Here is a 20,230-nt window from a genome sequence, read left to right as displayed (position 1 = left end):
AACGGCGGGATCCGGTGGGAATTCGGCCGATTTTAGCGTCAATTTAAAGCAGGGCGGGACAATATGTGCCGGCGCTTCTGCAGAGGGGTGAATAATGAGCGAGATTCTCAGTCGGCCGTCCGCGTCGGCCGAGGTCCTGCCCGACGGTCCGCGCGTCACGCGGTCGGGGCTGGCCACCGAGGGTGTACTGACGACGAACGAGGAGTTCGCGGCCTGGCTCGGCGAGCGCGAGCGGACCGACCGGATGACGGTCGAGCGGGTCCCGCTGGCCGAGCTCAAGGGCTGGCACTTCACCGAGGGCAAGGCCTCGCTCGTCCACGACAGCGGGAAGTTCTTCAGCATCCAGGGGGCGGACGTCACGTCGGCCGGGCCCGACCGGCAGGCCTGGCAGCAGCCGCTCATCCACCAGCCCGAGGTCGGCATACTCGGCTTGCTGGCCAAGGAGTTCGGGGGCGTCCTGCACTTCCTGGTGCAGGCCAAGATCGAGCCGGGAAACCGCCGACAGCTCCAGCTGTCGCCGACCGTGCAGGCCACCCGGAGCAACTACACCAAGGTGCACGGCGGAGCGGCCATCCCGTACCTGGACCACTTCCTGCGGGCCGGCCGGGGCCGGGTGCTCGCCGATGTGCTCCAGTCCGAGCAGGGTGCCTGGTTCCTGGGCAAGCGCAACCGCAACATGGTCGTGGAGACCACCGACGAGGTCGAAGTCAGGGACAACTTCCGCTGGCTGACGTACGGTCAGATCCGGCGGCTGCTGGCCGTGCCGAACCTGGTCAACATGGACTCCCGGACGGTGCTCGCCTGCCTGCCGATCGCCCCGTACGGACCGTCTGACGGTCCGTATGGGCCGGGCGGGCCGGCCGGTGACCGGGTGGGCGAGCAGGCGGGCGGCCCGTCGGCGGGCGCGCCCGACCCGGAGTTCGCCGCCGACCTGTGGCGCTCCCTGCGGGCCGCCGACACCGACGGCCGCCACACCGACGCCGAGATCTCCGGCTGGCTCAACGACGTGCGGGTCGACACCGATCTCGCGGTCGGACCGGTCGAACTGACCGAGCTGCGGGAATGGCGGGTGTCGGACGGTGACATCGCACACCGGCAGGGCAAGCACTTCCGCATCATCGGCGTCTCGGTGCGCGGCCAGCGCGAGGTCGACGCGTGGCACCAGCCCCTGCTGGCCCCCGTCGACGTCGGCGTCGTCGCCTTCCTGACCCGCCGGATCGACGGGGTCCTGCACGTCCTGATGCGCGCCGCGGTCGAACCCGGCTTCCTGGACGTCGTGGAGCTCGGCCCCACCGTCCAGTGCAGCCCCGCCAGTTACGCGGACGCTCCGCCGGAGCGGCGGCCGCGCTTCTACGACTACGTGCTCGGCGCGACCGACAACGTCCGCTACGACGTGGTGCTCTCCGAGGAGGGCGGCCGCTTCTACCACGCCGAGTGCCGCTACCTGGTCGTCGACTGCGACGACCTGCCGGAGGCCATGGAGCCCCACCCCGACTTCCGCTGGATGACGGTGCGTCAATTGCTGACCTGGGTGCAGCACCGCAACTGCGTCAACGTCCAGGCGCGGACCCTGCTCGCCTGCCTCAACTCGCTTTGGTAGGAAGGTCGTACGATCATTCCGGTGATGGCGGAGGGGAGCGCCGGGCACTCCGCGGGCCGGTGGACGGGACGGCCGCGGAGACGGCCGCAGAGACAGGAGGGGAACCGATGACGACGGTCTCGGACGAGGGTGCCCGCTGGTTCCGACGGTACGTCCCGGAGGCCCGGGAGGCGCCGGTGCGGCTGGTCTGCCTGCCGCACGCGGGCGGCTCGGCCAGCTACTTCTTCCCGTTCGCCCAGGCGGTCGGGGAGCGTGCGGACGTCCTGGCGGCGCAGTACCCCGGCCGCCAGGACCGCCGGCAGGAACCCTGCATCGACGACATCGGGTCCCTCGCCGACGCCGCCTTCGCCGCGCTGCGCCCGTTCCTGGACCGGCCGGTGGCGCTGTTCGGCCACAGCATGGGCGCCACCCTCGGGTTCGAGCTGGCGCGCCGGATCGAAGCCGCCCCGGGGGCGTCCCTGGTGCGGCTGTTCGCCTCCGGGCGCCGCGCGCCCTCCCGGGCGGGCGGCGAGCTGGTGCACACCTTCGACGACGACCGCCTCCTCGCCGAGGTGGCCCGGCTCAGCGGCACCGACAGCCGCGTCCTGGCCGACGACGAGCTGATGCGCGCGGCACTGCCGGCGATCCGGGCCGACTACAAGGCCGCCGAGTCCTACCGGCCCGTCGGCGAGGTGGCGTTGGGCTGCCCGATCACCGCCCTCGCCGGCGACGCCGACCCCAAGACCTCGCTGGACGACGTCCGCGCCTGGGAGCGGCACACGACGGCCGACTTCGACCTGCACGTCTACCCCGGCGGCCACTTCTTCCCGGCCGAGCACCGGCAGCCGATCGTGGACCTGATGACCGAGCGGCTGGCCGCGCACACGGCCCCGCGCTGAACGGCCCGGCGCTGAACGGCCCGGCGCTGAACGACGACGCAGTCGAACGACGGAAGCCGAACGACGGAAGCCGAACGATGACGAAGCCGAACGACGACCAAGCTGAACGACGACCAAGGAGATGAACGCGTGCCCACTCGTAGATCACTGCTGAAGGGCGGCGCGGTGGCGCTGGCCGCGGCGGGCCTCGGCTCGATGGGCGCCGCCCCGGCCAGCCTGGCCGAGGCGACCGACTGGAGCCGGCTGGGGAACCGGCTGAAGGGCCGCCTGGTCCGGCCGCAGGACCCCGGCTACGCGCTCGCCAAGCAGCTGAACTTCATGGCGTTCGACGCAGTGAACCCGGCCGGCATCGCCTACTGCGCGGACGTCGAGGACGTCCGGACCTGCCTGTCCTTCGCCCACCACCACGGCATACCGGCCGTCCCGCGCAGCGGCGGGCACAGCTACGGCGGCTACTCGACCACCACCGGCCTGATCATCGACGTGTCGCAACTCAACGGCATCCAGGTCGGCCCGCAGAACGCCGTCCTGGGCCCCGGCGCCCAGCTGGTGGACGTCGTCGACCAGGCCTCCGCCAACGGCGTGGCACTCGCGGGCGGGATCTGTCCGACCGTGGCCATGGGCGGATACCTGCAGGGCGGCGGCATCGGCTGGCAGACCAGGGCGCTCGGCCTCGGCGCCGACTCGCTGGTGTCGGCGCAGGTCGTGCTCGCCGACGGGAAGGTGGTGACCGCCTCCGAAGAGGAGCAGCCCGACCTGTTCTGGGCGCTGCGCGGAGGCGGTGGCGGCAACTTCGGCATCGTCACCCGCTACGAGCGGCGCCACACCACCGTCCCGCGGATGGTCAACTACACGCTCGCCTGGCCCTGGGACATCGCCGCGGACGTGCTGGACGGCTGGCAGCGCTGGCTGGCCGACTCGGCGCCCCACACGATCGGCGCCCGCTGCCTGCTCGGCCTGCTCGACGCCTCCCCGGGCGCCGCGCCGTTCCTGCTCACCGACGGCACCTTCCTCGGCTCGCCCGAGGAGCTCACGCCGCACCTGAACGCGCTGGCCGCGGCGATCGGCCACACGCCGCCCTACCGGAACGTGCAGGACCTGGGCTTCCGCGGCGGCATGATGTCCTGGTTCAAGTGCTCGACCAGTTCGGTCGCCCAGTGCCACCGGGTCGGCAACAACCCGCAGGCGGACCTGCCCCGCACCGGGTTCCAGCTGAGCCGGTCACGGCTGTTCCGGGACAACCTGCCGCCCACCGGGGTGACCGATGTGCTCGGGGCCTTCGAGGCCGACCGCCGGGCCGGCCACGCCCGGATGGTGCACGTCTTCGCGCTGGGCGGGGTCTCCGCCGACATCTCCCGGACCGCGACCGCCTACGTCCACCGCGACGCCCGGTTCTCGGTGGACTGGGCGACCGTGGTGGCGCCCGACAAGGCCACCGACGAGGAGCAGGCGGCCGCCCGGGCGTGGATCGATCACGGCTTCGCCGTCACCGACCGGTACTCCGCGCACGAGACCTACCAGAACTACATCGACCCCGCGCTGCCGGACTGGCGCCAGTCGTACTACGCCGAGAACTATCCGCGGCTGGTAGCGGCGAAGAACGCCTACGACCCGCACGGGTTCTTCTCCTTCGAGCAGAGCATCGGCTGCTGACGCTCCGGCGGCCACCCGCCCCGGACGAGGGGCCCGGCACCAGGGCCCCTCGTCCGGGGCTTCGGTGCCGGGCCCCTCGGTCGTACCGGGTGCTCGGGTGCTCGGGTGTTTCGCGTTCGGCGCGTTCGGCGGTCAGACCAGCGCCACGAGGGAGTGGACGATCTCGGCCGGCGTCGGCGCGCTCATGATCTCCTCGCGCACCTTCCGTGCCGACGCCCGGAAGGAGTCCTCGGTGAGCACTCGGCCGACGGCCGCCCCGATCTCCGCCGGGCCCGCCTCGGTCGGGTCCAGGGTGATGCTCGCGCCGCCGGCGGCGAAGTTGGCCGCGTTGAACGGGTTGTCGGCCGTCTGCGGCATCATCACCTGCGGCAGGCCGTGCAGGGCCGCCGTGAGCAGCGAACTCGTCCCGCCCTGGTTGACGATGGCGGTGCAGCTCGGGAGGAACAGGTGGAGCGGCACGTTCTCGGCGATCCGGGCGTTGCCGGGCAGCGGCCCGATCTTGGCCCGGTCGCCGGCGCTGATCGCCAGCGTGACCTCCACGTCCAGGTCGGCGAGCCCGGCCACCACCTGCGGCAGGACGAACGCCTCGTCGCCGGCCAGCGCGGAGGTGGAGGTGCCCCAGGTGACGCAGATCCGGGGCCGCTCGGGGCGGTCGAGCACCCAGTCCGGTGCGGCCGCCGAACCGTTGTAGGGGACGAACCGCATCGGCAGCCGCCCGGGGATGCCCGGCAGCTGGAGGCTGGTGGGCCACGGGTCGACGGTGCGGACCGGGTAGTCGTTGCGGACCTCCGCCCCGTACCGGTCGAACAGTTCGGGGAGCCCGGTGGGCCAGTACGGGCGGACCTCGTCGCCCGCGCCGGGCAGGCCCTGCAGCGGCTGGCTGATCACCCGCATGACGTCCGGCCCCCAGGTCTGGCGGACCAGTGGGATCCCGAGGGCCGAGGCGACCAGCGGCGCGGCGAACACCATCGTGTCGGCCACCACCAGGTCCGGCCGCCAGCGTTCGGCGAACCGCAGCAGGTCGGGCGCCATCCGGACGGCGGCCTCGACGAGCGGGGCCATGGTGGCGTTGCGGAGCGCGGCCAGCCGGGCGGCCTCCGGGTCACCGGGGGCGGGCGGTCCGCCGTGCGGGCCGCCCGGGGCGGCCAGCCCGGTCCGGTCCCAGTCCTTCGCCGGGGCCTCGATCACCCGGTGGCCGCCGCGCGAGCGGATCACGCCGTCCATCAGCTCGTATCCGTGCCCGACCTCGACGGCGGGCAGGCCGACGCCGGTGACGGCCGGGGTGAGGTCCGGCAGGGCGGCGACCCGCACCTCGTGGCCGGCCGCCCGGAAGGCCCAGGCCAGCGGGACCATGTGGAACAGCGGTGTGGTCGTCGCGGCGACCGGCAGAAAGAGGATGCGCAAGGTGCCCTCCTGGGGCGTCGCGGGCGTCACTGGCGTCACGGATGAGATGCGTCACGGATGAGAGGGGGTGCCGCGGAGCGGGTGGGGTCCGCCCGGTGGGGTGCTGCCGGGCGGACCGCGCACCGGTGTCCCGCCGTCAGGCGGCGACCAGGGCCTCGATGGAGGAGACCACCGAGGCGGGCGACGGCATGGCGGCGATCTCCTCGCGGATCCGGTCGGCCGACGTCCGGACCGCGTCGTCGGTCAGGACGGTCGTCACCGCGGCGGTGACGGATTCGGCGGTGAGGTCGGCCGGCTCCAGCAGGACGGACGCGCCGCTGGCGGTGAAGCTGATGGAGTTGGTCGGTGTCTCGGAGTTCTCCGGCACGAGCACCTGCGGGACCCCGGCCGCGGCGGCCGTGAGCACCGAGCCGGTGCCGCCCTGGTTGACGATGGCGTCGCAGCTGGGCATCAGCAGGTGGAGCGGCAGGTTCTCGACGACCCGCACGTTGTCCGGCAGGTCCCGGAGGCTCTTCCGGTCGATGCTGCTGACCGTGACCACGAGTTCGACGTCGAGCCCGGCGAGCGCGTCGACGACGCGCGGGAGAACGGTGCTGCGGCCGCCGAGTGCGCTGGTGGTCGTCCCCCAGGTGACGCAGACCCGCGGCCGGCCGGTGCGCTCGAGCACCCAGTCCGGTGCCGTGCCCGCGCCGTTGTAGGCCACGTAGCGGCGGGGCATCGGCTTGGCCGGCCCGAAGGTGCGCAGGCTGGCCGGCCAGGGGTCGAGGGTCTGCGTGACGTAGTCGTTGCGGACCTCCGCCCCGAACCGGTCGAACAGCTCGACCAGCTCGGGGTGCCACTGCTCGCGCTCGGAGCCGGTGTTGGGCTGCCCCTGCAACGGGTGGCCGTAGAGGATGTCGGGGCCCCAGATGTTCCGGACGATCGGGATGCCGAGGACGGCGCTGGCCAGCGACGAGGCGAACAGCGTCGGGTCGGTGACCAGCAGGTCGGGCCGCCACTGCTCGGCGAACCGCAGCAGGTCCGGCGCCAGCCGCTTGTTCAGCTCGACCAGCGGGCCGGACCGCCGCTGTCCCATCGCGCGCCGCTCGTCCTCGGACAGCACCATCAGGGCGGCCGCGGAGATCCGGTGGGCCTCGGGCATGTCCGACATGCTGGCCATGAAGTCGTAGTCGTCGCCCACCTCGACCGGGGTCAGTCCGGTGCTGAGGGTCGTCGTGGTGAGGGACGCCTGCGAGGCGACCCGCACCTCGTGCCCGGCGGCGCGGAAAGCCCACGCCAGCGGCACCTGGTGGTAGAGGTGGCTCCCGACGGGGAGCGGGGTGAACAGGACGCGCATATGGACTCCCGGGGGTCTGTGCGGCCGGACGGGCCTAGGCCCGGACAGGACCTAGTCCATCCGACCCGCCTAAAGAGGCCCTGAAAGCGCTCGGAGGCGGCCCAGGTGGCCCGGGCCCGGCCCGGCACTTCTTGCCGACTCGGCAATTCCCTGCGGTGTCGGAACTTGCCCGGCCGGAACCCGCGTGCGACGCTGGGGCCGTGACGCCAACGGTTCGGGACAGCAAGGTGGCCGCCGTCCGCCGCGCGCTCAGCGAGGTCTCGCTCGGCCTGGCGGTCGAACGGGGCTGGGAGAACGTCCGGGTCGAGGACATCGCGGCCAGGGCCGGCATGTCCACCCGCTCGTTCGGCAACTACTTCCGCAGCAAGAACGAGGCCCTGTACGCGGTCGACCTCGACCGGTCGGCGGCGATCCGCGAGCACCTGCGGGACCGGCCGGCCGACGAACCGCTGCTCGAAGCGGTCGTCAACGCCATGCTCGCCGCCTTCCTGGCCGGCGACAACGTGGACCGCGACCTCGTCACCAAGGTGCGGCTGGCCGTCGCGACCTCGCCGCTCGGCGGCGAGTACCTCAAGGCGCACGCCGCCCGGGAGGCCGCCCTCGCCGCCGGGATCGCCGAGCGGCTCGGCGTCGACCCGCAGGCCGACGTCTACCCGCGGCTGCTGGCCACCATGGTGGTCAACGCGGTCCGGGTCGCGATCGAGTTCTGGGTCGACGAACCGCAGAACGTCCCGCTGTCGGAGGCCATCCGGTCCACCCTGGAACGGATCGCCCCCGCGCTCCCCGCGCCCACCGCATAGCGGCACCGACCGCCGGGACCCCGGCCCGGGGTCCCGGCGGCCCGGCCCGGAGCCGTCAGCGCGCCGCGCCGCCGCGCAGCCGGGCCAGCCGGTAGAGCAGGCCGATGGTCAGCGCCGCGGGAACGTTCCCGCCGCGGATCCCCAGCAGCGACCGGATCAGCCACAGCTGCGTCTCCACGGAGTGTGCGGGCGCGCCGTGCACGTCGTCGTGGACCAGGCTCCGGAAGTCCCGCACGTGGGTGTGGAGCAGGGACACGTCCGAGCCCGGGATGATCTCGTCGCGCGCGCAGGCGACGTAGCGGACCGGGATGTCCAGCGCGGCGAGCTGCTCGGGCCGCAGCGCCCACTCCCGCAGCTCGTCGAGCGCGGCGTCGGGCTTGCGGTCCATCAGGTGCGCCAGGGTGTCCACGGTGATCCGCGGCAGGGTGGCCTGCCAGTCCCGGTCGGTGAAGAAGCCGTTGACCGGCGCCCCGGCCGTCAGCACCGCCCTGATCCGGCGGTCGTCCATCGCGGCGCGCAGCGCCAGGTGGCCGCTGAAGCTCAGGGCCAGCGCGTACGAGTCGGCCACGTCGGCCCGGTCGGCCACGTGGTCGAGCAGCCCGGGCAGCATCCGCCAGGCGTCCCGGTCGTAGGGCAGGGTGTTCTCGCCGACGCCGGGCATCTCGGTGACGATGCCGGCCATGCCCAGGCGCCGGATCGCGGCCAGCGTGGGCCCCCACTGCTCCTTGACGGTGACGATGCCGCCGCTGACGATCAGCAGCGGCCGCCGGACGCCGTCGGACATCCCGGTCGCCCAGGCGGCGACCCGCCCGTTCGGCAGCTCCACCTCCAAGCGCTCGATGTCCGGGTCCTTCCGGCGCCACTCGTCGAAGGTCCGCACCGTCTCGTCCAGTGCTCGGCGGCGTGCGGCCCCGTCCACGAACGGGAACCGGGCCATCGAGTAGTGGCGGCACGCGTCCAGCAGTCGGCCCTCGAGCTCCAGCCGCTTCGCCGAGCGGGTCCACTCGGCGGCCCACGAGCCCTCGCCGTCCGCGTCGTCGCGGATCCGGGCCAGCACCTGCTCGTGGTCCGCGACCTTCTGCCCCCGGGTGTGCGCCAGCACGAACTGCTTCAACTCGCCGACATCGTTGGTGCCGCCCGCCCGGGGCGGCTCGTCCTCGAACTCCTCCAGCAGGCGCTTGAGGTCGGTCAGCAGGTCGGCGGCCTCCGCGCCGTCGATCACCCGGTGGTCGAAGGTAAGGTTCAGCCGCATCACGGGCGCCACCGTCACCGCGCCGTCGCGCACCACGGGCCGGTCGGTGATCCGCCCGAGGCCGATCGTGACCGTGGTCCCGCCGACCGAGTGGAACCCGTCCACCGCGCGGTGGGACAGCGAGGTCACCGCGACGGTGCCGACGGCGGCGGCCCGGCCGCGCAGCGGGCGGACCCGCGAGCGGTACGCCGCCTCGCCGAGCACCCACGGGAGGCGGCGCAGCAGCCGGGCGCCGGCGAACTCCGGCAGCTGTTCGGCGTCGCCGCCCGTGTAGTGGTCGACCTGCCGCTGGATCTCCTCCAGGCCCGCCGTCTGCAGGTCGGGGACGACCGCCGACAGCACCACCCGCTGCCCGTTCGTGGTGTGGTCCATCGTGAACTTGCCGTTCACCGAGGCGAACCGGGCCACCTTGGGCCGTACCCGGCCGGCGATCGCGGCGTTGGCCGCCGGGTGGGCCGCGAGGGCGCGCCCCGCCGCGAACAGCACGTAGCTCAGCCACGACGAGCGGCGGCCCTCGGCGAGCGCGGCCGCGCGGAGCGCCCCGACCCGGGTCATGTCGACCTCGGTGTCGAGGTGCACCGGCGCGAACGACCGGATCTCCCGGAGGAAGTACAGGGTGGGGCGCCGCTCCCTGGCGACCGGCCCGACCGGCACGGACGGCCCGGCGCTCATGCGCCCACCGCCACGCGGTGGATCTCCCGCAGGCTGCCCGCCGCCAGGACGTCCGGCAGCGAGACCGGCCGCCCGGTCTCCCGCTCCAGGGCGGTCAGCAGGGTCAGCAGGTGCACCGAGTCCCAGCCCGGGAGCCGGTCGAGCGGCAGGCCCGCGTCCTCGGGCCCGAGCGGCAGCCCGATCTCGTCGCGGACCAGCACCATGAAGTCCTCGATGGTCGTCAACTGCTCTCCTCCTGGGACTCGGTGAACTCGATGTGCGCGGGCGGCGCCGCGATGGCGGACAGGTCGTGGCGGTAGACCACGCCACCGCCGTCCGCCTCGCCGGCCCGGGTGAAGCCGTGCTCCGGATAGAAGTCCCGCGCTCCGGCGTTCTTCGGGCCCGGTCGGAACACGGCCTCCACCGCGTGCGCCCCGGCGGCCTTCGCGTCCGCCAGCACGGCACTCAGGCAGGCCGTCTCGATGCCCCGGGAGAACACCCGGCAGCTGAGCACGAAGTTGTCGATGTGCACGACGCCGGCCTCGGCCCGGGTGAGGACCACGCCGACCATGCCGTTGTCGCCGAACCGGTCCGCGGAGCGGATGGCGAGCACCCGGCTCCCGGCGCCGTCCGCGGCCGCCCGCAGCTCGGGCGGCTGGAGCCGCCGGCCGGTCATGTTGAACTGGTTGGTCCGCAGCGTGAGTTGCGAGGCCCGGGCCACCTCGGCCTCCGTCACGGGCGCGAGCCGCACCCGCACCCCTAGCCCGCGCAGGTAGTCGGCGACGGAGTCGAACGAGGCCAGGAAGCTCTGCCGGTCCAGCTCCTCCCGGTAGCGGGCGGACCGGGCGCGGTCGTCCGCGTTCAGCTCGCGGGTGTCGAACCAGCCGTCGGACAGCAGGCGTTCGACGTGCCGGGCGGGCTCCTCGTCCAGCCGGACCACCGCGACATCGGGCAGCGCGTGCCGGACCATCCCGCACTCGAAGGCGCTGTCGTCGACGAAGACGAAGGAGTCCACACCGATGTTGAGGGCCTTCGCCAGCTCGGCGAGGTTCTCCGGCTTCGGCCGCCAGTTCGCCGCGACCCGGACGAAGTCGTCCGGCCGCAGGACCATGCCCGGGTGGTCGCGCAGCGCCGCGGCGACCGGCTCCGGGTCGTTCTTGCTCGCCACCGCCAGCAGGACGCCCTGCGAGCCGAGCTGCCGGACCACCCGCTGGAACGCGGCGAACGCCTCCCCCCGGGGGGTCTCGCCCAGTTCCACGCCCTCCGCGCCGTCGTCCCCCAGCACCCCGCCCCACAGCGTCCCGTCCAGGTCGCACACCAGCGCCTTCCGGGTCCGCCCGGTGAGGTGCCGTGCCAGGTGCCCGACCTCGCGGGCGTACCGGGCCAGCAGGGCCGGCGACAGGCCGACCCCGGCGTAGCGGCCCAGCCGGGCGTCCTCCGCGGGGATCCCCTCGGCGAGCAGCGGGTCCAGGTCCAGGGTGACCACCGAGGGGAGTTCCTCGCCCAGCGCCAGCAGCCGGGCGTTGGCGGTGCGCCAGGCCGCGCCCAGCCGGGCCCGGGAGCGGTAGTCGACCAGCTGCGCGGTGAAGCGCCTCGGCAGCGGCAGCGTGTTGAGCACCAGGGTGCCGGCGCCCTGGCGGCCGAACGCGGCCGCCAGGCCGCGCACCAGCGCGACCTTCTCGTCCAGGACCCGTTCGACGTCCGCGGCCGTCCACGGCAGCGGCACCTCGTCGAAGACCACCTCCGGGTCCAGCACGCACAGCACGACGTCCGGCCGCGCCGCGTACAGGCCGCTGCCGAGGTCGCCGAGGTCGAAGACCCATCCGTCGAAAGCGGACAGGTGCGTTCGTGCCAGCAGGCCGTGGCGGGCCAGTTCGGCGGTCAGCGGGGGGACCAGGGTGCCCAGCGTGCGGTGCCCGGTGACCGCGACCCCGACCACCGGGGCGGACGGGTGCGCGCGCAGCACCTCGTCGGGGTCGAGCCGGGCCAGCACCTGGCCCGCCCTGGCCAGTTCGGCGTCCGGCAGGTCCGCGAGCAGCCCGCGGACCCGCGGGTAGTCGTCGGCGAGCCGGCCGGCCGCGTGCAGCTCGGCCACCGCGCGGGCCGAGGGGGCGGAGGGGGCGGAGGGGGCGGCGGGGGCGGAGGTCATCGCTCGACCCTCTCCAGGGCGTACCCGGCCTTGATCCACTTGCTCGACTCGATCGCCACCCCGACCGCCCGGTCACCGGCGATCATGCGCGGCAGCAGCCGCTCCAGCTGGAAGAACGGCAGCGCGTTGCCGGTGTTGCCGGTCTCGCGGATGCAGCTGACCTCCCGGGCGTCCGGCACGTCCAGCCGGGCATGGATCTCGGCGGTCATCCGGCCGGACAGCTGCGGCGGCAGGATGTAGTCCAACTCGTCCCGGTCCCAGCCGAGTTCCGAGAGCACCTCGTCGAGGGTGGCCACCGCCAGCGGGGGAACGCAATCGCGGACCGCCTGGTAGTCCTCGACCGCCGCGGGCCGGTCGAGGTGCCGGTCCGCCGCGCCGAACCAGTCCAGGGTCTGCCCCGGCGGCCGGTTCCGGCCCACGCACCGCACCTGCGTCCAGCGCAGCGCGACCGGCTCCGCCGACGGCTCCGTGCTCAGCACCGCCGCCCCGGCGCCGTCCCCGAACAGCACACCGTTGACCTGCTCGCCGGGCGGCAGCGCGCTGACGTCCAACGTCAGGTCGAAGTGCTTGGCACAGGAGTCGGCGCCGATCACCAGCGCGGTGCGGAACGCCCCCGAACCCAGCATGTGCCGGGCCACGTCGAGGGCCTGCACCGCGCCCGCGCACCCCGACTGGAGCTGGTAGCCGGGCACCCCGTCGATGCCCAGCCGGTCGGCGACCACGTTGACCGTGGCCGGCATCAGCATGTCCGGCGAGGAGGTGCCCATCACGACCAGGTCGACCTCGGCCGCCGTGATCCCGGCGGCCGTCAGCGCGCGCTGCGCCGCGGTCACCGCGAGATCGGCCAGGGAGAAGCGGACCTCGCCGGAGTCCAGGTCCACCGAGTAGTGCCGGAGGGGGGTGCCGATGAAGGTGTCGACCCACTGCTCCCAGACCTGGGGCAGTTTGAACCGTCGGGCCAGGGCCGGGATGTCCACCGGCGCGCCGGGCAGCACCGTCCCGGCGGAGTGCACGTACACGTCCATGTTCGTCCTTTCGCCTGCCACCGTCATGCTGTGCCGTGGCGCTTAATCGGTCCTAAGGGCCGGCGGGCCGGCGGGCCGGCGGGCCGGCGCCGGTGCGGCTCGGCCCGGGGCGTGGTCCGGGGTGCTCTTCGGTGGTGCTTTCCGGGGCCGGCCGGACCGGGCCTAGGAAGCGGCGGGCTCGCCGAACAGGGCGGTGAGGGCGGCGGCGAGGCCCGTGGAGTCCCCCTCCGCCCGCAGCGTCCAGGCGACCCGGCCGTCCGGCCGCAGCAGTACCGCCTCGGCGTCCACGCCGGGCAGCGGCTTCGCCGTGACGAGGTCCACCAGGCCCTCCCGGCCCGCGAGTTGGCCGGCCAGGCCGGTGCCGGTACCGGTACCGGAACCGGTGCTGTCGGCGCCGCCTCCGTCGCCTCCGTCGCTTCCGTCGCGGAGGTCGAGCAGCACCGCGTGGCCGGCCTCCCAGGCCGCCGCCAGCCCCGGCACCGCCCGCGCGGCCGCCGCCACCCCCGGCAGCCGGCGGCCGAGCAGCGGATCGGCGTTCGTTCCGGCCTGCCCCAGCGGATAGCGGGTGTCGGTGCCGCCGACCATGGTGACCAGGTACTCGTTGACGTCCGGGAACCGGATGAGCTCGGCGAAGACCTCCCGCAACGGCGTCAGCGGGTGCAGCAGCGCCGCCTGCGCACGGGTCGTCAGACAGGCCCGGGCCCCCACCGGGTGCCGTTCGTCGTGGTAGCTGTCGAGCAGGCCGTCCGGCGCCCGGCCGGCGAGGTCCGCCGCGAGCTTCCAGCCCAGGTTCACCGCGTCGTCCAGGCCGGTGCTGAGCGCCTGCCCGCCGAGCGGGAAGTGCCGGTGCGCGGCGTCCCCCGCGAGGAACACCCGCCCGGCACGGTACCGCTCGGCGAGCCGGGTCGCATGGGACCAGCGGGCCGACCAGAGCGGCGGCTCACCGGCGAACGCGACGCCCGCGAGGCGGCTCACCGCGCCCTGGACCTCCGTCAGTCCCGGCGCGTCGTCCCCGCCGGGCGGCTGCACGCCGAACTCGGCCGTCAGCACCCGGACCGTGTCCGGCCCCAGCGGGCTGACCGCCAGCAGTCCCGCCGGGTACTCGCGGGCGCCCAGGTGCTGGAGGAGGATGCTGTCCGACGTCACCGAGAAGTCGGAGACCGTGCCGTGGAAGGGCTCTTCGTCGCCCGGGAACGCGATGCCGGCCGCCCGGCGCACCACGCTGTCCACCCCGTCGCAGCCGACCAGGTGGCGGCTGCGCAGGGTCTGCCCGCCCGTCGGGCCCTCGACCCGTGTCTCGACCAGGTGCTCGTCCTGTTCGACGCCGACCACCCGGTGCCCGAACCGCAGGTCCGCCCCCAGCGCCCGCGCCCGCTCCACCAGGTGGTGGACCAGCTTGCCGTGCGGCAGCGAGAAGTTGTACGGGTAGCGGTCGGCGAGCGCGGACGGGTCCAGCCAGATGTGCGCGAAGTGGGCCATCGGGAACTCGAAGCCGTCCGGGCGGCAGGCCTTCATCAGCCCGCGCATCTCCAGGAGTTCGATGACCCCGGGATTGACGGCCACGCCCGGCGAGTGGGCCTCGGGGCCGGGTCGGCCGTCGAGGACGACGACCTCCGCGCCGGCCAGCCGCAGCTCGCACGCGAGCATGAGCCCGACCGGTCCGGCGCCGGCGATGACGATGTCGTGGTGCATGGAGGTGTCCTCCGGGGTTTCTAGCGGGCCGGGTACGCGGACGCGGCGAGCTTGGCGGGTGTCGGGTTGTCGAAGACCTGTTGCGGTGTCACGTCCAGTCCTGCGGCGCGCATCTGGGCACTCAGGTCGAGGGCGGCCAGGGACGACAGGCCCAGAGTGGGCAGATCGGCGTCCGGGCCGACGCCCTCGGCGGCGTCGATGCCCAGGACCTCCGCCGCCTTGGCGCGGACCAGCTCCAGCACGATCGCGGCGCGTTCGGCAGGATCCGCGGCGGCGAGCCGGGCCGACAGCGCCGGATCCACGGCCGGGGCGGGGGAGTTGGCGGCGGAGCCAGGTGCGGACGCGGCCGAGGCGGCGGAGGCGAAGCCGGGCAGGCCGGCGAAGAGCGGGTCGGACCCGGGCCAGGGCTCGGCCCTCCGATCCAGGTCGGCCACCGTCACGTCCCCGGCGCCGGGCTGCACGGCGTAGCCGAGCGCCTCGACGGCGAGGGCCGCCGGCAGCGGCCGGAGGCCGGCGGGGGAGACGGGGTGCTCGCCGTCGGTGGGGACGGCGGCGGCACCGGCGGGGTCGGGGGCGTCGTTGGTGCCGGGGGTGTCGGCGGGGTCGGGGGCGAGCGGTCCGAAGGCGAGGGACAGTGCGCGCCCCCCGCGTTCCCGCCGTCGCCGGGCCACCGCCGCCAGGGCGGCGTGCACGGGGGCCGGCCCGTCCTCGCCGGGGGCGGCGAGCGCGCCCGGCCCCGAGGAGCACACCACGAACGCCGCCAGGTCGAGGTGCGCGGTGGCCTCGTCGACCGCGAGCGCGGCGTCGACCGCCGCCCACGGGGACGCGCCGCCGGCGTGGGCGAGGTGCACCACGGCCCTGGGCGGCCACTGCGCGACCACCCGGGCGAGCGCCTCGCGGTCGCCGGCCGGGCAGTGCGCCACCGTCACCTCGGCGCCCGAGTCCTCCGCCGTCCCGATGAGATCGGCCGCCCCGGCGGCGCCGGCCGCGGGGTCCGCCGGGCCGGCCAGGACCAACCGGGTGGCGCCGTGCTCGGCGAGCCAGCGGACCGCGTGGCCGCCGAGCACCGGATCGGCTCCGGTGACCAGGACCGGTCCCTCCGGCCACCGGGGGAGGTCGCGGCCGTCCTCGGGCGGGGCGACCCGGGCCAGCCGCCGGGCGAAGAGCCCGGGACCGCGCAGTGCGAGGCGCGGGTCGGCCGGAGGCGCGGAGAGCAGGCCGGCCAGCCGCCGTGCGGACCGGTCGGATCCCCCCTCGTCCGGGCGGCGCGGGGCGGCCGGGGCATGCGCTCCGGGCCGCGCGGGCGGGACCTCCAGGTCGAGCAGGCCGATCGCGCGGTGCGGGTGCGCGCCGACGAGGGCCTCGCCGAGGCCCCGGACCGCGGCGTGGTCCGGCGAGACCGGCGGGTCGAGCCGGCCGACCGTGACCGCGCCGCTGGTCAGCACCCACAGCGGAGCGTCCACCCCGGCCCGGTCCAGCGCCTGCGGCAGGGCGGCGGTCAGCGCCAGGCCCCGGCCGGGCTCCGGTGCGAAGGCGAGCAGCGACACGACCGCGCCGGGCGTTCCGTCCGGGCGTCCGGCGCCGACCAGTGCGGCGAGGCCGTCGGCGTCCGCGGCAGCCCCGGTGCTCCCGAACGAGGCGGGCACCACGAGACGGTCGGCGGCGTCGCCGAGCCCGGCGGCCAGCCGGGCCGCCGGGCCGTCGTCGTCCGGACCGTCGGGCATCAGCAGGAGCAGCCGCCGGGCGGCCGCCGCCGGGCCCTCCGCGACGGGCTGCCAGAGCGTCCGGTGATGCCAGCCGGCGCGCCGCCGATGGACGGCCAGCAGGGGCAGGACCTCGGCCAGTGAGGCGAGTTGGGCATCCGACAGCCGCAGGGACCGGCCGAGCGACTCGGCGTCCTGCTCGTCGACGGCCGCCCAGAACCGGGACTCCAGGGATCGCTGCCCCGGCCCGGAGGCGGCCCCGGCCGGGTCGGCGACGGGGTTGAGCCAGTAGCTCCGGCGCTGGAACGGGTAGGTCGGCAGCGGGACGCGCGCGGCCCCCGTGCCGGCGAGAAGGGTCGCCCAGTCGACCGGGCGGCCCGTCGCGTGGACCGCGGCCAGCGCCGTCAGCGCGGTCTGCGGCTCGGGCCGGCGGGCGCTCAGCACGGGCACCAGCGTGGGCGTCCGCCCGCCGGCCGCCGGCCCGCCGTTCGTCCCGTCGGTGTCCGCCGGCCCGCCGTCCCCCCGGTCGCGCAGGCACTCGCGCGCCAGTGCGGTCAGCACCGCGTCCGGCCCGAGTTCGACGAAGCAGGTCACCCCGGCCGCGCGCAGCGTGCGGATGCCGTCGGCGAACCGGACCGGCTGCCGGGCGTGCCCCAACCAGTAGCCGGCGGAGCGCAGTTCGGCCGGGTCCGCGAGCCCGCCGGTGACGTTGGAGACGAGCGGGACGGTCGGCTCGGCGAACGTCACCCTGGCCAGGGCCTCCCCGAACTCGGCCAGCACACCGTCCATGTGCGGGGAGTGGAAGGCGTGGCTGACAGCGAGCCGCCGGACCCGTCGGCCCTCGGCGCGCCAGTGGGCGGCGACCTCCAGGACCGCCTCCTCGCCCCCGGAGACCACCGTCGCCGACGGCCCGTTGACGGCCGCCACCGACACCTGGGCCTCGCGGCCGACCAGGGTGGCGAGCACCTCCTCCTCCGCCGCCTCGACGGCGACCATCGCGCCGTCCGGCCGGGCCCGCTGCATGGCGCGCGCCCGGGCGGCGACCAGCCCGGCCGCGTCGGACAGGCCGAGGACCCCGGCCACGTGCGCGGCGGTCAGCTCGCCGACCGAGTGGCCCAACAGGAAGTCGGGCCGCAGCCCCCAGTGCCCGAGCAGCCGGAACAGCGCCGTCTCCACGGCGAAGATCGCCGGCTGCGCGTACTGCGTCCGGTGCAGCAGCGCGGCGTCCGGGTGGTCCTTGGTGCCGAAGAGCAGTGGGCGCAACGGGCGGTCGAGGTGCCGGTCCAGCTCGGCGCACACCTCGTCCAGGGCGTCGGCGAACACCGGGTGGGCCGCGGCGAGGGCCCGTCCCATCCCGGCGCGCTGGCTGCCCTGGCCGGTGAACAGGTAGGCGAGCCCGCCCGGCCCGGGCTCGGCGCGGCCCACCACCACGTTGCCGGGCAGCAGGTCGCCCCGGGCCAACGCGTCCAGGCCGCGGGTCAGTTCGGCCCGGTCCGTGCCGACGACCACCGCGCGCTGCGCCATGGCGGTGCGGGTGGTGGCGAGCGAGAACGCCACGTCCACGGGGCGCGGCGCCGGGTCGGCGGCGAGCCGGACGGCCAGCTCGCGGGCGGCATCGCGCAGGGCCGGTTCGTTCCGGGCCGACAGCACCAGCGGGACCGGCCGGGCCGCGGTGTCGTCCGCTGCCGTGCCCTGCACCGAAGTGCCCTGCACCGGAGTGCCGTTCGGCGAAGTGCCGTCCAGCGAAGTGCCGTTCGGCGTGGTGCCGTGCACCGAAGTGCCGTTCGCCGAGGCGCCCTCCGGTGTCGCGTCGGCGGGGCCGGGCGCCTCCTCCACGATGACGTGCGCGTTGGTGCCGCTGACCCCGAAGGAGGAGACGGCGGCGCGGTGCGGCCGGTGCTCGTGCGGCCAGGGGCGGGCCTCGGCCAGCAGCGCGACGCTGCCGGCCGTCCAGTCCACGTGCGGGCTCGGCTCGGCGGCGTGCAGGGTCCTGGGCAGCACCCCGTGCCGGATGGCCTGCACCATCTTGATCACCCCGGCGACGCCGGCGGCGCCCTGGGTGTGGCCGATGTTGGACTTCACCGAGCCGAGCCAGAGCGGCCGTTCGGCGGGCCGGTCCTGCCCGTAGGTGGCCAGCAGGGCCTGCGCCTCGATCGGGTCGCCCAGGACGGTGCCGGTGCCGTGCCCCTCCACCACGTCCACGTCCGACGGTCCCAGCCGCGCGTCGGCGAGGGCCTGGCGGATCACCCGCTGCTGGGCCGGGCCGTTGGGCGCGGTGAGCCCGTTGGAGGCGCCGTCCTGGTTCACCGCCGAGCCGCGCACCACGGCGAGGACGGGGTGCCCGTTGCGGCGGGCGTCGGAGAGCCGCTCCAGCAGCAGCAGGCCGACGCCCTCGCCCCAGCCCGTGCCGTCCGCGCCGGCCGCGAACGACTTGCAGCGCCCGTCCGGTGACAGGCCGCGCTGGCGGCTGAAGTCGACGAAGACGCCGGGTGTCGCCATCACGGTCACCCCGCCCGCCAGCGCCAGCTCGCAGTCCCCGGCGCGCAGCGCCCGGGCCGCCAGGTGCAGGGCGACCAGCGAGGAGGAGCACGCCGTGTCCACCGTGACGGCCGGGCCCTCCAGGCCGAGGGTGTACGCGATCCGCCCGGACGCCACGCTGCTCGCGCTCCCGGTCCCGAGGAAGCCTTCGAAGCCCTCCGGCGTCCGCTCCATCAGGCGGGCGGCGTAGTCGTCGTACAGGACGCCGGCGAAGACACCGGTCCGGCTGCCGCGCAGGGTGGCGGGGTCGATCCCGGCGTTCTCGAACACCTCCCAGCTCGTCTCCAGCAGCAGCCGCTGCTGCGGGTCGACGGCCATCGCCTCGCGGGGGCTGATCCCGAAGAACTCGGGGTCGAAGTCGGCGGCGTCGTAGAGGAACCCGCCCTCCTGGGTGTAGCAGGTGCCGGCCTTCTCCGGGTCCGGGTCGTAGAGGGCGTCGAGGTCCCAGCCGCGGTCGCGCGGGAAGGACGAGACCGCGTCGACGCCGTCCGCCACCAGCTGCCACAGGTCCTCGGGCGACCGCACTCCGCCGGGGTAGCGGCAGCCCATCGCCACGATGGCGATCGGCTCGCGCTGGGCGGCCTCGACCTCGGCGAGCCGCCGCCGGGTGTCCTGCAGCTCCGCGGTCGTCCACCTGAGGTAGTCGACGACCTTCTGTTCCTTCACCGCGTCCATCTGGGCAGGTCCTCCGGTCATCGGTCCTCCAGCCCTGCCAGCCCGAGCTCCTGGTCGAGGACGTCGAAGAGTTCGTTGTCGGTCACCGACGCGAGATCGTCGCCGTCCGCGGTGGCCGTTGCCGCCCCCCGCGTCTCGGTGACCCGTAGCAGCAGGGCCTGCAGCCGGGCACCGAGCCGGTCCCGGCCCGCGTCGTCCAGGTCCGTGGCGGCCACGGCTGCTTCGAGACGCTCCAGTTCCGCCTGGACCGGCGCCTGCCGACCCGCACCGCCGTTGTCGAACTGCTCGCCGAGATGGCTCGCGATGGCCGCCGCGCTGGGGTGGTCGAAGACCAGCGTGGTCGGCAGCCGGAGGCCCGTCGCGGCGGACAGCTGGTTGCGCAGGCTGACGGCGGTGAGCGAGTCGAAGCCGAGGTCCTTGAGCGCCTGGCCCGGCACGATGCCGGCGGCCGATTCGTGGCCCAGTACCGTCGCGACGTGCGTGCGCACCAGGTCGAGCAGGACCTGTCCCCGCTTGTTCTCGTCCAGGCCGCTGAGGCGTTCGGCCAGCGCCGCGCTGCCGGCGGATGCCGCCGCCTGCCGGGCGGGGGCGGGGACCAGCCGGTCGAAGAGCGGCGGGAGCGTGCCGTTGCGTGCGTGGCGGCGTAGGGCGGTTCGGTCGGTGGGGGTGAGGAGGAGGTGGGGGTGGGGGGTGTGGAGGGTGGTGTCGAAGAGGGTGAGTGCGGTGGGGGTGGTGAGGGGGGTGAGTCCGGTGGTGTTGAGGCGTTGGTGGTCGGTGTGGGTGAGGGTGTTGGTCATGGTGCTGGTGTCGGTCCAGAGTCCCCAGGCGAGGCTGGTGGCGGGGAGTCCTTGGGTGTGGCGGTGGTGGGCGAGGG

Annotated in this window: 13 protein-coding genes; 4 read left to right on the top strand and 9 right to left on the bottom strand. The window is 74.9% G+C overall.

Translation table 11 applies throughout. The annotated features are described in order from the left end of the window. Window positions 1-94 precede the first annotated feature (94 nt). The 3 genes from ACZ47G_RS38255 (at window position 95) to ACZ47G_RS38245 (ending at window position 4,131) form a co-directional block, all read left to right on the top strand. Window positions 95-1,600 (top strand): NDP-hexose 2,3-dehydratase family protein, encoded by a 1,506-nt coding sequence (locus ACZ47G_RS38255; protein ID WP_465750903.1) that lies wholly within the window; start codon window positions 95-97, stop codon window positions 1,598-1,600. Window positions 1,601-1,707: 107 nt separating this feature from the next. Next, window positions 1,708-2,478 carry a thioesterase II family protein gene (locus ACZ47G_RS38250; RefSeq protein ID WP_465750901.1) on the top strand — a complete coding sequence of 257 codons (771 nt, stop codon included), beginning with the start codon at window positions 1,708-1,710 and terminating at the stop codon, window positions 2,476-2,478. Between the two features lie 129 nt (window positions 2,479-2,607). Beyond that, a complete protein-coding gene (locus ACZ47G_RS38245; RefSeq protein ID WP_465750899.1) occupies window positions 2,608-4,131 on the top strand; it encodes an FAD-binding oxidoreductase in 1,524 nt (507 codons plus the stop codon). A gap of 132 nt (window positions 4,132-4,263) precedes the next feature. Here ACZ47G_RS38245 and ACZ47G_RS38240 read toward each other — a convergent pair whose 3' ends face one another. Both ACZ47G_RS38240 and ACZ47G_RS38235 read right to left on the bottom strand, forming a co-directional pair. Further along, window positions 4,264-5,535, bottom strand: a complete 1,272-nt coding sequence (locus ACZ47G_RS38240; protein WP_465750897.1) for a nucleotide disphospho-sugar-binding domain-containing protein — start codon at window positions 5,533-5,535, stop codon at window positions 4,264-4,266. Window positions 5,536-5,671: 136 nt separating this feature from the next. After that, on the bottom strand, window positions 5,672-6,871 hold the full coding sequence (locus ACZ47G_RS38235) for a nucleotide disphospho-sugar-binding domain-containing protein (protein WP_465750895.1): 1,200 nt from the start codon (window positions 6,869-6,871) through the stop codon (window positions 5,672-5,674). Window positions 6,872-7,071: 200 nt separating this feature from the next. Here ACZ47G_RS38235 and ACZ47G_RS38230 point away from each other — a divergent pair, with 200 nt between their 5' ends. After that, window positions 7,072-7,671: a TetR/AcrR family transcriptional regulator gene (locus ACZ47G_RS38230; RefSeq protein WP_465750893.1), complete on the top strand. Its 600-nt coding sequence runs from the start codon at window positions 7,072-7,074 to the stop codon at window positions 7,669-7,671. 55 nt (window positions 7,672-7,726) lie between these two features. Here ACZ47G_RS38230 and ACZ47G_RS38225 read toward each other — a convergent pair whose 3' ends face one another. From ACZ47G_RS38225 to ACZ47G_RS38195, 7 genes are all read right to left on the bottom strand, one after another. Next, window positions 7,727-9,595, bottom strand: a complete 1,869-nt coding sequence (locus tag ACZ47G_RS38225) for a 2-oxo acid dehydrogenase subunit E2 (protein ID WP_465750891.1) — start codon at window positions 9,593-9,595, stop codon at window positions 7,727-7,729. Further along, window positions 9,592-9,819: an acyl carrier protein gene (locus ACZ47G_RS38220; protein WP_380461392.1), complete on the bottom strand. Its 228-nt coding sequence runs from the start codon at window positions 9,817-9,819 to the stop codon at window positions 9,592-9,594. The genes ACZ47G_RS38225 and ACZ47G_RS38220 overlap by 4 nt, the downstream gene beginning before the upstream one ends. Then, entirely contained in the window at window positions 9,816-11,723 is a 1,908-nt protein-coding gene (locus ACZ47G_RS38215) for an HAD-IIIC family phosphatase (protein WP_465750888.1), read from the bottom strand. The genes ACZ47G_RS38220 and ACZ47G_RS38215 overlap by 4 nt, the downstream gene beginning before the upstream one ends. Further along, window positions 11,720-12,748: a 3-oxoacyl-ACP synthase III family protein gene (locus ACZ47G_RS38210; RefSeq protein ID WP_465750886.1), complete on the bottom strand. Its 1,029-nt coding sequence runs from the start codon at window positions 12,746-12,748 to the stop codon at window positions 11,720-11,722. Before ACZ47G_RS38210 ends, ACZ47G_RS38215 begins: the two co-directional genes overlap by 4 nt. 162 nt (window positions 12,749-12,910) lie before the next feature. Then, window positions 12,911-14,440: an FAD-dependent monooxygenase gene (locus ACZ47G_RS38205; protein WP_465750884.1), complete on the bottom strand. Its 1,530-nt coding sequence runs from the start codon at window positions 14,438-14,440 to the stop codon at window positions 12,911-12,913. A gap of 20 nt (window positions 14,441-14,460) precedes the next feature. After that, complete coding sequence (locus ACZ47G_RS38200) at window positions 14,461-19,347, bottom strand: type I polyketide synthase (protein ID WP_465750925.1); 4,887 nt, start codon at window positions 19,345-19,347, stop codon at window positions 14,461-14,463. A 26-nt stretch (window positions 19,348-19,373) separates the two neighbouring features. After that, on the bottom strand, window positions 19,374-20,230 hold an 857-nt coding region (locus tag ACZ47G_RS38195), incomplete at its 5' end, for an acyl carrier protein (protein ID WP_465750882.1).

This window comes from Kitasatospora sp. NPDC030952 (assembly GCF_055571335.1).
This window is presented reverse-complemented; position numbering and strand designations above follow the sequence as displayed.

Coding starts and splice junctions, on each gene's coding strand:
- ACZ47G_RS38225 (WP_465750891.1), bottom strand. CDS start 9,595: ATGAGCGCCGGGCCGTCCGTGCCGGTCGGGCCGGTCGCCAGGGAGCGG.
- ACZ47G_RS38215 (WP_465750888.1), bottom strand. CDS start 11,723: ATGACCTCCGCCCCCGCCGCCCCCTCCGCCCCCTCCGCCCCCTCGGCC.
- ACZ47G_RS38250 (WP_465750901.1), top strand. CDS start 1,708: ATGACGACGGTCTCGGACGAGGGTGCCCGCTGGTTCCGACGGTACGTC.
- ACZ47G_RS38210 (WP_465750886.1), bottom strand. CDS start 12,748: ATGGACGTGTACGTGCACTCCGCCGGGACGGTGCTGCCCGGCGCGCCG.
- ACZ47G_RS38255 (WP_465750903.1), top strand. CDS start 95: ATGAGCGAGATTCTCAGTCGGCCGTCCGCGTCGGCCGAGGTCCTGCCC.
- ACZ47G_RS38205 (WP_465750884.1), bottom strand. CDS start 14,440: ATGCACCACGACATCGTCATCGCCGGCGCCGGACCGGTCGGGCTCATG.
- ACZ47G_RS38235 (WP_465750895.1), bottom strand. CDS start 6,871: ATGCGCGTCCTGTTCACCCCGCTCCCCGTCGGGAGCCACCTCTACCAC.